The organism is Rhodosalinus sp. 5P4 (assembly GCF_041365695.1).
GTDB lineage: Bacteria > Pseudomonadota > Alphaproteobacteria > Rhodobacterales > Rhodobacteraceae > Rhodosalinus.
Window position 1 is genome coordinate 1 of the sequence record NZ_JBGFSJ010000012.1, and the last position, 11,051, is coordinate 11,051.

Genomic DNA, 11,051 nt, shown 5'->3' on the forward strand with positions numbered 1-11,051 from the left:
TACTTGTTCGTAGTCTTGCTCATGATGCTCCATCCTACTCAAGAGTTGGAGCCTCCGGCAAACCCGGCGCGGTTCAGGATGCCCCAAGCGCTACGCCTACTATCGCTGTGAGACGCGAGGCTGCGAGGAAAAACGTAAGTGTATCCCGGGCGCGAGGGTCGAAGACGATTTCGATGCTATCCTTCAGCGCATGACACCTTCTTAGAAGCTTTTTGGGCTTGTGAAGGCAATGTTCACTGATGCCTGGGAGATGCGTGCCCAGAAAGCGCACGAAGCGCGTTATGAGTGGAAGCGCCAACTCAAGGAAACAGAGAAGCAAATTGATGAGCTTCTGGATCGACTTGTTGAAGCGTCGAACCGAACGGTTGTGCTGAAGCTGGAAGAGCGCATCGCGAAGCTTGAGCGACAGAAGCTTGTGTTGGCTGAAAGGGCAGCAAAAGACGTGCCGACCAGGGCAAGGCTGGAGGATTGTATGGAACCAACGCTTCGCTTCCTCTCAAGCCACTGGAATATCTATAAAAATGGTAATCATCCGGTTAAGCAGACACTGCTTTGGTTGGCGTTTGCAGAGCCTCCGAGGTACTGCCGGAATCAAGGGTATGGAACTATAAAAAGTGCCTTTCCCTTCAAGGTGTTAGGGGATTTGATGGGCCTAAATGGAGAAATGGTGCTGCCGGAGAGATTTGAACTCTCGACCTCTCCCTTACCAAGGGAGTGCTCTACCCCTGAGCTACGGCAGCCCGACGCGCGGGTCATTAGACGCTATCGCCCGGTCGCGCAAGCGCATTCTGGACGCTGCGCCCGGGCTCCTGTAGAGGTTTTTCATGACGAAAGGCGCGAAGCGGCAAGGGGCCTCCGGTCCGCCGAACGAAGGGCGGGAAGAGCGGCTGAAGGCCGCCCTCAAGGCGAATATCGCCCGGCGGAAGGCGCAGGCCCGCGCCCGCGATGACGCCGCGCGCGACGACGGCGACGATGCCGCGCGCAACGAGAACGACACCGCCGGAACGGGCGGGGGCACAGGCGGCGAGAGAGGGCAGTAGGCATGGATTCCATCATCGTCACGGGCAATGGCCCGCTTCACGGGCAGATCCCGATCGCGGGCGCGAAGAACGCCTGCCTCGCCCTGATGCCCGCGACACTGCTGAGCGAGGAGCCGCTCACGCTCACGAACGCGCCGCGGCTTTCCGACATCCGCACGATGACGACGCTGCTGCAGTCGCTGGGGGCGGAGGTGTCCGCGCTCCAGGACGGGCAGGTCCTGGCGCTGTCGAGCCACGCGCTCACGGGGCACCGGGCCGAGTACGACATCGTGCGCAAGATGCGCGCCTCGATCCTGGTGCTGGGGCCGCTGCTGGCGCGCGCGGGCCAGGCCGAGGTCTCGCTTCCGGGCGGCTGCGCGATCGGTGCGCGGCCCGTCGATCTGCACCTGCGCGCGCTCGAAGCGCTCGGCGCGGAGATGGATCTGCGTGACGGCTACGTGCACGCGAGGGCGCCGGCCGGCGGGCTGAGGGGCGGCCCGGTCGAGTTTCCCTTCGTCTCGGTCGGCGCGACGGAGAACGTGCTGATGGCCGCGACGCTCGCCCGCGGCACGACGGTGATCCGCAACGCCGCGCGCGAGCCCGAGATCGTGGACCTCGCGCGGTGCCTTCGGACGATGGGGGCGGCGATCGAGGGCGAAGGCACCGACGAGATCACGGTCGAGGGCTTGGACCGGCTCCACGGCGCGACGCACCGGGTGGTGACCGACCGCATCGAGCTGGGCACCTACATGCTCGCGCCCGCGATCTGCGGCGGCGAGGTGGAGTGCCTCGGCGGGCGGATCGACCTCGTCGGCGCCTTCTGCGAAAAGCTCGACGCCGCCGGGATCGACGTGACCGAGACCGCGAACGGTCTCAAGGTGTCGCGCCGGAGCGACCGGGTGAAGGCGGTGGACGTGACGACCGAGCCGTTTCCGGGCTTCCCGACCGACCTGCAGGCGCAGATGATGGCGCTTCTGTGCACGGCGGACGGTGCCTCCGTTCTCGAGGAGCGGATCTTCGAGAACCGCTTCATGCATGCGCCCGAACTGATGCGGATGGGCGCGCGGATCGACGTGCAGGGCGGGACCGCGCGCGTCACCGGCGTCGACAGGCTCAAGGGCGCGCCGGTGATGGCCACGGATCTGCGCGCCAGCGTGTCCCTGATCCTCGCGGGCCTGGCCGCGGAGGGCGATACGACCGTCAACCGCGTCTACCACCTCGATCGCGGATACGAGCGCGTGGAGGAAAAGCTCTCGGCTGTCGGTGCGAAGATCGAGAGGGTTCCGGCGCAATGACCCGCGACGCGCGCTTCGAGGAGGGACGGGAGACGCCGCTCAATCTGGGCGCGCTCGACGCCGAGGACGTTCCGGTGATCTCCGCACTGCTGCAGGACGCGGTGTTCCCGGCCACGGAAACACTGTGGGAGCCGCGGCGCCGGCGCTTCTCGCTTCTGGTGAACCGGTTCCGCTGGGAGGACCGCGCCGCGGCCGAGGCGCGCGGGCGGCCCTATGAGCGGACGCGATCGGTCCTTGCGGTCGAGAACGTGCTCGGGGTGGCGAGCCAGGGCATCGACCGGCGCGACGCGGACGTGGTGCTGTCGCTGCTCGCGCTCGAGTTCGAACCCGGGCCGGAAGGGGCCGGCGCGCTGACGCTCGTGCTTGCGGGCGACGGCGCCATCCGCCTCGAGGTCGAGGCGCTGGAACTCCGGCTTCGGGACGTGACGCGCCCCTACCGCGCGCCCTCGGGGAAGGCGCCGGAGCATGGCGACTGAGCCGCCCCGGCGCGGCCCGTCATTCCTGGATCGACTGGATGTACATCGCGAGCGAGAGGACCCGGCCGCGCACCTCGATCTCGGCGGCGTATTCGCCGGCCTCCATCGCCTCGGCCTTGTAGCGCGAGCCCCAGACCGGCATCGGATAGCCATGTCCGCGCACACCCGTGCGGCCGTCGATCACCTGGATGACGTCGAGCATCGGGAAGGTCCCGTCATTGGCCGCCGAAAGCCCGGTAAGCGAAGGCACCTCGACGGTCATGAGATCGGCAAGCGGTCCATCGCCTTCGCCGGACGCGCCGTGGCACGAGGCGCAGGCCGCGACGTATTCCGCCTCCCCGACCTCTTCGGCCTGCGACATGGGCGCCACGAGGATCGCCAGCGCGGCCCCCAGGGCGGCGCCGAAGTTGCGGTTCGCTTTCATTTGACGTGCTCCTTCCTGTCCTGTCCTGTCCGGGCCCGATGACCCGTCGGTCAAGTGTTCCCGGCGGCGCCGGGGCGCGCATTGACGGCCGTCAACGGCGCATGTCGGGGGGACCGGACTTGAGGGCCGGCGCGCACGCGGCTATGTCCGCAGCAAGACGCAGGGAAGGCGACGCATGCCCCAGTTTCTCGATACCGCCGAGCACGACTTCGAGGCCGTCTTCGCGGCGCTGCTCGAGGCCAAGCGCGAGGACAGCGCCGATGTGGACGCGGCCGTGGCCGCGATCATCGCCGACGTGCGCGCGCGCGGCGACGCGGCGCTCGTGGAACTGACCGCGCGCTTCGACCGGCTGGAGCTCACCCCCGACCGCCTGGCCTTCACGCCCGAGGAGATCGAGGCCGAGTGCGCCCGCGTCACGCCCGAGGAGCGCGCGGCACTCGAACTCGCCGCCGAGCGCATCCGGGCCTATCACGCCCGCCAGATGCCCGAAGATGCCTCCTGGACCGATCCCGAGGGCGCGACGCTCGGCTGGCGCTGGCGGCCCGTGGCGGCGGCGGGTCTTTACGTGCCCGGCGGGCTTGCCTCCTACCCCTCGTCGGTGCTGATGAACGCGGTGCCGGCCAAGACCGCCGGTGTGGGCCGGCTGGCCATCACCGTGCCGACGCCCGACGGCAAGGCGAACCCCCTCGTTCTGATGGCCGCGCGGATCGCGGGGGTGGATGAGATCTACCGGGTGGGCGGCGCGCAGGCCATCGCGGCGCTGGCCTACGGCACCGAGACGATCCGCCCGGTGGACAAGATCACCGGGCCCGGCAACGCCTATGTCGCGGCGGCCAAGCGGCGCGTGTTCGGCCGCGTGGGCATCGACATGATCGCCGGGCCGTCCGAGATCCTGGTGATCGCGGACGGCGACAACGATCCCGACTGGATCGCGCTCGACCTGTTGAGTCAGGCCGAACACGACGAAAGCGCGCAGGCGCTTCTCGTGACCACCGACGCGGCGTTCGGACGGGCCGTGGCCGCGGCGGTGGACAGGCGGCTCGAGACGCTCGAGCGGCGCGCCATCGCCGGGGCGAGCTGGCGCGACTTCGGTGCGATCGTCACCGTGCGCGACCTCGACGAGGCGGCCCGGCTCGCCGACCGCATCGCGCCCGAACACCTGGAGCTTTGCGTCGCAGACCCCGAGGCGCTGTCCGCGCGCATCACCAATGCGGGGGCGGTCTTTCTCGGGCAGTGGACCCCCGAAGCCATCGGCGATTACGTGGGCGGGCCCAACCATGTGCTGCCGACCGCCCGGTCGGCGCGGTTCTCCTCGGGTCTTTCCGTGCTCGATTTCCTCAAGCGCACCACCACGGCGCGCATGACGCCCGAGGCGCTTCGCGCGATCGGGCCCGCGGCCGAGCGCCTCGCCCGGGCCGAAAGCCTCGAGGCGCACGGGCTGTCCGTGGCCGCGCGCCTGGCGAAGCTGAACGAGTGACCGCATGGGCAGTGATGAAACGCATTGGAACGAGGTCTACGAGGGGCGCGACGAGGCGGAGGTGAGCTGGTTCGAGTCGGCGCCGGAGCGGCTCGCCGCACGCGTGGCGGCCCATGCCGCGCCGGGCGATCCGATCATCGACGTCGGCGCAGGCCGGTCGCGGCTGGTAGACCTGCTGATCGCGCGGGGGCTCGGACCCGTGACGCTGCTCGATCTTTCGAAAGCGGCCGTGGCGCAGACGCGCGCGCGGCTCGGAGAGGACGTGCCCGGGGTGCGCTTCGTGACGGCCGACGTGACGGGCTGGAGTCCGGACCGCGGCAACTATGCCGTCTGGCATGACCGGGCCGCGTTCCACTTTCTCGTCGAGGCCGCCGATCGCGCGGCCTACGTCGACACGATGCAGAAGGCGCTCCGGGACGGCGGCACAGCTATCCTGTCGACCTTCGCCGACGACGGGCCAGACAGATGTTCGGGACTGCCCGTGCAGCGCTATGCGCCCGAGGATCTGGCCGCCGAGCTCGATGCGCTAGCCCCGCGCCGCTTCCGGCTGCTCGCCACGGAGCGCCTCACCCACGTCACGCCGGCCGGCGCCGAACAGAGGTTCCAGACGAGCGTGTTCCGCCACACCGCATGAGCGGGCGGATTGTGCACGGCGCACGGGCGGGCTAGTCAGGGCGCGAGAGCCGCTGTTCAACTGCATCATCCCATGTCCCGCATAAGCCATATCGAGATCGACGACAGCAACCTGCCCCCGCCCACGCCGGAGGTGGAACAGGAGCGGCGGGTGGCGATCTTCGACCTGCTCGAGGAAAACCGCTTCGCGTTGCCGGCGCGGGAGGAACGCGCCGTGCCCGAGGGCCCCTACCGGGTCAGGCTGGCGATCCGCGACAAGCGGCTCGTCTTCGACATCGACACCGAGGACGGGAGCGACGCGGCGGAATTCCATCTGTCGCTCAGCCCGTTCCGTCAGGTGGTGAAGGATTACTTCCAGATCTGCGAAAGCTATTTCGACGCCGTCAAGACGCTGCCGCCCGGCCAGATCGAGACCATAGACATGGCCCGGCGCGGCATCCACAACGAGGGCTCCCGCATCCTGCAGGAGCGGCTGGAGGGCAAGGCGGACGTCGACGAGGCGACGGCGCGGCGGCTCTTCACGCTGATCTGCGTGCTGCATTTCGGGGGCTGAACGGTGGCCCTGGACCTTCCGCAGTCGGTCCTCTTCTGCTGCGATCACAACGCCGTCCGCTCGCCCATGGCGGAAGGCATCATGAAGAAGTTCTACGGCTTCGAGACCTACGTGCAGTCCGCCGGCGTGCTGTCGGATCTCGACATCGACGGGTTCGCCATCGCCGTATGCGCCGAGATCGGGGTCGAACTCGCCCGCCACCGGGTGCGCAGCTTCGACGAGATGCAGCAATGGGGCGATGACCTGTCGGCCTTCGATCTCGTCATCGCGCTCTCACCGGCAAGCCGCCATCGGGCGCTCGACCTCACGCGGTTCTTCCATATCGACGTGGAATACTGGCCGATCATGGATCCGACCGGTCTGGGCGAGACGCGCGAGGCCAAGCTCGCCGCCTACCGCAAGACCCGCGACCAGATCGCGGCCAAGCTCATCGAGACATGGGGACAGCCACAGGAGGACGAATGACAACGGCAAGCGAAACCGTCAGGCGCTATTTCGACGCGTTCAACGCGGGCGACGTGCAGGGCATGCTCGACTGCCTGGATACCGACGTGGAGCATCACGTGAACGAGGGGCGCGTGCGCGTCGGCAAGACCGCCTTCGGCGAGTTCTGCGCCCATATGGGCCATTGCTACAGGGAAACCCTGACCGACATGGTGGTGTTCGAGGCCGAGGGCGGCGCGCGGGCGGCCGCGGAATACATGGTGAACGGCACCTACCTGGCCACGGACGAGGGGCTGCCGGAGGCGCGCGGGCAGACCTATCGTCTGCCGGCGGGATCGTTCTTCTCGCTCCGCGACGGGAAGATCACGCGCATCGTGACCTACTACAACCTCGCCGACTGGATCCGGCAGGTCTCATGATGCGGGTCGAGACCCTGACGGGCGAGGCGCTGGAGCGGGCACTCGACGACGTGGCGCGGCTGAGGATCGAGGTGTTTCGCGCCTTTCCCTATCTCTACGACGGGGATTTCGACTACGAGCGCCGCTACCTGGAGGTCTACCGGGAGAGCGAGCGCGCGGTTCTCGTGGGCGCCTTCGACGGCGATCGGCTGGTCGGCGCGGCGACGGGCACGCCGATGACCGATCACGCCGATGATTTCGCCGCCGCCTTCGAGGGCACCGGACTCGATCTGTCCAGCCTCTTCTACTGCGCCGAATCGGTGCTTCTTCCGGCCTATCGCGGGCAGGGCGTCGGGCATCGCTTCTTCGATCTGCGCGAGGCGCACGCGCGACGCCTCGGCTATGCGAAAGTCTGTTTCTGTGGCGTGCTGCGCCCCGCCGACCATCCGCTGCGCCCTGCCGATCACGCGCCCCTAGACCCGTTCTGGCGCAAACGCGGCTACGCGCCGCTTCCCGGCGTCGTGGCGCATTTCAGCTGGAAGGACACAGACCAGCCGGAAGAGACGGAAAAACCGCTCCAGTTCTGGATGCGCGAGCTCTGAGGCAGCGAAAGACCGTTCGAACGGTCTTTCGCGCCGCCCCCGGGCGGCGCGGGCGCCCTGCTCTCTCGGGCGGCGCCCGACGGGTGGGCCGGGGGCCGGCCCGGGCCCGAACCCGCTTGCGGAAATCGCTTCGAAGCGATTTCCTGCCGCGGTACAGTCAAGGGAGATCGGACATGAAAGTCGCCACCGCCGCCTATCCGATGGACTGGCTGCAAAACTGGGCGCAGTACGAGGACAAGATCGCCGCCTGGGTCGCCGAGGCCGCGGGGCAAGGGGCCGACCTTCTGGTGTTTCCCGAATATGGCGCCATGGAACTCGCGACCCTTGCGGGCGAGGCGGCCGCCGGAGATCTGGAACGCTCGCTTCACGCCGTCTCCGAGCGCATGGAAGAGGCCGGCGCCCTGCACGCGGGGCTTGCCCGCGCCCATGGGGTGCACATCCTCGCGGCGTCCGCGCCGGTCTTCGATCCCGCGCTCGGCGCGCGGCCGGTGAACCGCGCCTGCCTTTTCGCGCCCTCGGGCGCGCAGGGCCATCAGGACAAGCAGATCATGACCCGCTTCGAACGCGAGGAGTGGGACGTGGTCTCGGGCGGCTCGCTCAAGCTTTTCGAAACGGCGCTGGGCCGCATCGGCATCCTGATCTGCTATGACGCGGAATATCCGCTGCTCGCGCGGGCCCTCGTCGAGGCCGGCGCGGAAATCCTGCTGGTCCCGTCCTGCACCGAGAGGCTGGCCGGCTACTGGCGCGTGCGCATCGGTGCCATGGCGCGCGCCCTCGAAGGGCAGTGCGTGAGCGTGATGTCCTCGACCGTGGGCGATGCGCGCTGGTCGCCGGCCGTGGACACCAACGCGGGCGCGGGCGGTGTTTTCGGCCCGCCGGACACCGGATTCCCCGCCACCGGCGTGCTTGCCGCCGGCGCGGTCGATGCGTCCGGCTGGACCTTCGCCGAGATCGACCGCGACCGGATCGCGCAGGTGCGCGCCGACGGGGTGGTGCTCAACGCCACTCACTGGGACGAGCAGGCCCCGCGCATCGGCGCGGTCACGACCTGCGCGCTGCGCTGAATGGTGTCTTGAAAATCCCTCCGAAAGCCCTCATTTACTAGCGCGTTCCGCGACAGGGCGGAACGCAGAGACAGGAGAGATCATGGCCAAGGAAGATACGCTCGAATTTCCCGGTGTCGTGAAGGAGCTCCTGCCGAACGCGACATTCAGGGTCGAGCTTGAAAACGGCCATGAGATCATCGCGCACACGGCAGGAAAGATGCGGAAGAACCGTATCCGCGTCCTCGCGGGCGATCGGGTCCAAGTCGAGATGACACCCTACGATCTGACCAAGGGTCGGATCAACTATCGCTTCAAGTAAGCGGTTGCGGCTGATTCTGGGCTCCGCCAGCCCCCGTCGGCGTGAACTGCTTGCCCGGCTCGGCGTGACGCCCGACGACATACACCCCCCCGAGATCGACGAAACGCCCTTGCCCGGCGAGCTGCCGCGCGGCTACTGCGTCAGGATCGCCGCCCGCAAGGCGCAAGCGGTGCCCGCGGGCGAAACCGATCTGGTGCTGTGCGCCGATACGACCGTGGCCGTCGGCCGACGCATCCTCGGCAAGCCCGCCGACGAGGCCGAGGCGCGGGCCTTTCTCGAACTTCTCTCGGGTCGGCGGCACAAGGTCGTGACCGCCGTGGCGGTCCGGCGCGGCGAACGCGTCTGGGAGCGCGCGGTGACGACGACGGTCAAGATGAAGCGGCTGGGCGCGGCGGAAATCGCCGCCTATCTCGCCAGCGGCGACTGGCACGGCAAGGCGGGGGGCTACGGCATCCAGGGCATGGCCGAGGCGTTCATCCCGTGGATCCGGGGCTCCTACTCGGGCGTCGTGGGCCTGCCGCTCTCCGAGACGGCGGGGCTTCTGCAGGCGGCGGGATGGCCGCTATGGCGCACGCCGTGAAGGGGCGTATCGTGGCGCTCGGGGCGTGGCGGGGCCGTCAGGCGGCCGCGCTACTGGTGGACGGGGTGCTCGAGGATCTCTTCGTCGACGGCGACACGCCCAGCCCGGGGACGATCTACCGCGCCCTTCCCGACCGGCCGCTCAAGGGGCTTGGCGGGATGTTCGTGCGCACGCCGGACGGCATGGCCTTCCTGCGCCAGGCGAAGGGCGTCGCGCCGGGCAAGCCGCTCATCGTCCAGGTCAGCGGCCATGCCGAGCCGGGCAAGGCGTTTCCAGTCACCACGCGCGTCATGCTCAAAAGCCGTTACGCCATCGCGACGCCCGATGTGCCCGGCGTGAATGTCAGCCGCCGCATTCGTGACGAAACACGCCGCGACGCGCTGATCGGGCTTGCCGAAAGCACTTTCCTGCCGGACGCGGGCGAGGCCGGGGCGTCGCTCGGTCTCGTCCTGCGCTCGTCCTGCGCGGAGGCGGAGGACGACGCGATCGCCGCCGATATCCGCGCGGTCACGGATCTGGCGCGCAAGATCCTGGCCGATACCGGGCCTGCCCCCGAGACGCTCGTGGAGGGCGACGGACCCCACGCGCTTGCCTGGCGCGAATGGACCGAGCCGGCGCAGGTGGAGCGTGGGCCCGACAGCTTCGCCGAGACCGGCGTGCTCGACGCCATCGACGCGCTCGCGGCGCCGGACACCGCCCTCCCCGGCGGGGCGCGCATGACCGTGGAGGCGACGCGCGCGCTGGTCGCCGTCGATGTCGACACGGGCGCGGACGTGTCCGCCGCCGCCGGGCTCAAGGCGAACCTCGCCGCCGCGAAGGCGTTGCCGCGGGCGCTTCGGATTCGGGGTCTCGGCGGGCAGATCGTCATCGACCCAGCGCCGATGCCGCGAAAGGATCGGCCGAAGCTCGACGCCGCGCTGCGCGCCGCATTCCGCCGCGACCCGGTCGACACCGCACTCGTGGGCTGGACCCCGCTCGGTCATGTCGAGCTTCAACGCCAACGCGCGCGGCCGCCCCTGGCCCGCCCGTGACCTGCCCGATCTGCAAGAAACCGACGGACCCCGCCGCCCGGCCCTTCTGCTCGAGGCGCTGCGCCGATATCGACCTCTACCGCTGGCTCTCCGGCCGGTATGCCCTGCCCGGATCGCCCGCCAGTGACGATGCGGACGACCCCGAAGAGGGCGGGATGAACGGCGATCGATAATCTGTCGTGAAGCCTCTGGACAGCCGGCGCAACAGCGCCTAGAACGCCGCCACCCCGCATCAACGCCATGCGCCCGTGCCCGGGTAGCTCAGGGGTAGAGCAGTGGATTGAAAATCCTCGTGTCGGTGGTTCGATTCCGCCCCCGGGCACCATAAAATCATCTTAAGCCATTGGTATTGCTGGATTTTCTAGAAATCCGCGCGGCTTGATCCCCCCAAATATCCACCCTTAGCGGTCCGTTGGACGGCCGCTCGCGCCCGCGGCCGGACGGGCGCGCGCCGGTAAGGCTACCGGGCTCTGCGCGTCAGGTCGCGGCGCGGCGCTGCTGGTTGATGCAGAAGAGGCGCGCGAGGATTTCGTCGTCGTCATGCGTTCCGGCGCGCCATTCGTCACCGCACGGCGCTGGGTCTTCGCCGCCGCCATGGCGATACGATACTCCTCCTGCTGGGCCCGATACTCGGCATGCGTCCGCATCGCCTAAATGGCCATCCTCGCTCGGTTGGGGTGACCTGCCCCAATGAAGTGGTCCGGTTTCAGTCTTAGTGCATAACGGGTCTGGTAGCTACGGTTGGGGTGGCCGG

15 protein-coding genes and 2 tRNA genes are annotated in these 11,051 nt (G+C 68.7%); 15 read left to right on the forward strand and 2 right to left on the reverse strand.

All coding sequences use genetic code 11. The features are described from left to right. Positions 1–665: 665 nt before the first annotated feature. Positions 666–740 (reverse strand) — tRNA-Thr (locus AB6A69_RS16120). A gap of 84 nt (positions 741–824) precedes the next feature. On the opposite strand from AB6A69_RS16120, the gene AB6A69_RS16125 reads away from it, so the two are divergent. Genes AB6A69_RS16125 through AB6A69_RS16135 form a run of 3 tightly spaced genes read left to right on the forward strand, consistent with a single transcriptional unit; the run spans position 825 to position 2,790 of the window. Beyond that, positions 825–1,040 (forward strand): hypothetical protein, encoded by a 216-nt coding sequence (locus AB6A69_RS16125; protein WP_371061559.1) that lies wholly within the window; start codon positions 825–827, stop codon positions 1,038–1,040. Between the two features lie 2 nt (positions 1,041–1,042). Then, entirely contained in the window at positions 1,043–2,314 is a 1,272-nt protein-coding gene (gene murA / locus AB6A69_RS16130) for a UDP-N-acetylglucosamine 1-carboxyvinyltransferase (RefSeq protein WP_371061560.1), read from the forward strand. Then, entirely contained in the window at positions 2,311–2,790 is a 480-nt protein-coding gene (locus AB6A69_RS16135) for a DUF2948 family protein (protein WP_371061561.1), read from the forward strand. The genes murA and AB6A69_RS16135 overlap by 4 nt, the downstream gene beginning before the upstream one ends. Before the next feature lie 19 nt (positions 2,791–2,809). On the opposite strand, the gene AB6A69_RS16140 is transcribed toward AB6A69_RS16135, so the two are convergent. Next, positions 2,810–3,214: a cytochrome c gene (locus AB6A69_RS16140; RefSeq protein WP_371037956.1), complete on the reverse strand. Its 405-nt coding sequence runs from the start codon at positions 3,212–3,214 to the stop codon at positions 2,810–2,812. Between the two features lie 175 nt (positions 3,215–3,389). On the opposite strand from AB6A69_RS16140, the gene hisD reads away from it, so the two are divergent. From hisD to AB6A69_RS16200, 12 genes are all read left to right on the forward strand, one after another. Further along, positions 3,390–4,691 (forward strand): histidinol dehydrogenase, encoded by a 1,302-nt coding sequence (gene hisD / locus AB6A69_RS16145; protein WP_371061562.1) that lies wholly within the window; start codon positions 3,390–3,392, stop codon positions 4,689–4,691. Between the two features lie 4 nt (positions 4,692–4,695). Beyond that, complete coding sequence (locus AB6A69_RS16150) at positions 4,696–5,325, forward strand: trans-aconitate 2-methyltransferase (RefSeq protein WP_371061563.1); 630 nt, start codon at positions 4,696–4,698, stop codon at positions 5,323–5,325. A gap of 72 nt (positions 5,326–5,397) precedes the next feature. Then, complete coding sequence (locus AB6A69_RS16155) at positions 5,398–5,877, forward strand: UPF0262 family protein (RefSeq protein WP_371037959.1); 480 nt, start codon at positions 5,398–5,400, stop codon at positions 5,875–5,877. Between the two features lie 3 nt (positions 5,878–5,880). Then, entirely contained in the window at positions 5,881–6,342 is a 462-nt protein-coding gene (locus AB6A69_RS16160; RefSeq protein WP_371037960.1) for a low molecular weight phosphatase family protein, read from the forward strand. Then, positions 6,339–6,740, forward strand: a complete 402-nt coding sequence (locus AB6A69_RS16165) for a ketosteroid isomerase-related protein (protein ID WP_371061564.1) — start codon at positions 6,339–6,341, stop codon at positions 6,738–6,740. Before AB6A69_RS16160 ends, AB6A69_RS16165 begins: the two co-directional genes overlap by 4 nt. Continuing rightward, positions 6,740–7,321: a GNAT family N-acetyltransferase gene (locus AB6A69_RS16170; protein ID WP_371054599.1), complete on the forward strand. Its 582-nt coding sequence runs from the start codon at positions 6,740–6,742 to the stop codon at positions 7,319–7,321. Before AB6A69_RS16165 ends, AB6A69_RS16170 begins: the two co-directional genes overlap by 1 nt. 173 nt (positions 7,322–7,494) lie before the next feature. After that, on the forward strand, positions 7,495–8,385 hold the full coding sequence (locus AB6A69_RS16175) for a carbon-nitrogen hydrolase family protein (protein WP_371061565.1): 891 nt from the start codon (positions 7,495–7,497) through the stop codon (positions 8,383–8,385). A gap of 82 nt (positions 8,386–8,467) precedes the next feature. After that, positions 8,468–8,686, forward strand: coding sequence for a translation initiation factor IF-1 (gene infA, locus AB6A69_RS16180; RefSeq protein ID WP_005620785.1), 219 nt, complete (start codon positions 8,468–8,470; stop codon positions 8,684–8,686). A 4-nt stretch (positions 8,687–8,690) separates the two neighbouring features. Beyond that, positions 8,691–9,266, forward strand: a complete 576-nt coding sequence (locus AB6A69_RS16185) for a nucleoside triphosphate pyrophosphatase (protein ID WP_371037964.1) — start codon at positions 8,691–8,693, stop codon at positions 9,264–9,266. Continuing rightward, complete coding sequence (locus AB6A69_RS16190) at positions 9,263–10,297, forward strand: ribonuclease E/G (protein ID WP_371061567.1); 1,035 nt, start codon at positions 9,263–9,265, stop codon at positions 10,295–10,297. Before AB6A69_RS16185 ends, AB6A69_RS16190 begins: the two co-directional genes overlap by 4 nt. After that, positions 10,294–10,470 carry a DNA gyrase inhibitor YacG gene (locus AB6A69_RS16195; RefSeq protein ID WP_371061566.1) on the forward strand — a complete coding sequence of 59 codons (177 nt, stop codon included), beginning with the start codon at positions 10,294–10,296 and terminating at the stop codon, positions 10,468–10,470. The genes AB6A69_RS16190 and AB6A69_RS16195 overlap by 4 nt, the downstream gene beginning before the upstream one ends. Before the next feature lie 77 nt (positions 10,471–10,547). Then, positions 10,548–10,622, forward strand: a tRNA-Phe gene (locus tag AB6A69_RS16200). Positions 10,623–11,051 lie beyond the last annotated feature (429 nt).

What these genes read in the sequence shown, in the direction of transcription:
- AB6A69_RS16125 (WP_371061559.1), top strand. Translation starts at nt 825, where the DNA reads ATGACGAAAGGCGCGAAGCGGCAAGGGGCCTCCGGTCCGCCGAACGAA.
- infA (WP_005620785.1), top strand. Translation starts at nt 8,468, where the DNA reads ATGGCCAAGGAAGATACGCTCGAATTTCCCGGTGTCGTGAAGGAGCTC.
- AB6A69_RS16170 (WP_371054599.1), top strand. Translation starts at nt 6,740, where the DNA reads ATGCGGGTCGAGACCCTGACGGGCGAGGCGCTGGAGCGGGCACTCGAC.
- AB6A69_RS16140 (WP_371037956.1), bottom strand. Translation starts at nt 3,214, where the DNA reads ATGAAAGCGAACCGCAACTTCGGCGCCGCCCTGGGGGCCGCGCTGGCG.
- AB6A69_RS16165 (WP_371061564.1), top strand. Translation starts at nt 6,339, where the DNA reads ATGACAACGGCAAGCGAAACCGTCAGGCGCTATTTCGACGCGTTCAAC.
- AB6A69_RS16135 (WP_371061561.1), top strand. Translation starts at nt 2,311, where the DNA reads ATGACCCGCGACGCGCGCTTCGAGGAGGGACGGGAGACGCCGCTCAAT.
- AB6A69_RS16150 (WP_371061563.1), top strand. Translation starts at nt 4,696, where the DNA reads ATGGGCAGTGATGAAACGCATTGGAACGAGGTCTACGAGGGGCGCGAC.
- murA (WP_371061560.1), top strand. Translation starts at nt 1,043, where the DNA reads ATGGATTCCATCATCGTCACGGGCAATGGCCCGCTTCACGGGCAGATC.
- AB6A69_RS16155 (WP_371037959.1), top strand. Translation starts at nt 5,398, where the DNA reads ATGTCCCGCATAAGCCATATCGAGATCGACGACAGCAACCTGCCCCCG.
- hisD (WP_371061562.1), top strand. Translation starts at nt 3,390, where the DNA reads ATGCCCCAGTTTCTCGATACCGCCGAGCACGACTTCGAGGCCGTCTTC.
- AB6A69_RS16175 (WP_371061565.1), top strand. Translation starts at nt 7,495, where the DNA reads ATGAAAGTCGCCACCGCCGCCTATCCGATGGACTGGCTGCAAAACTGG.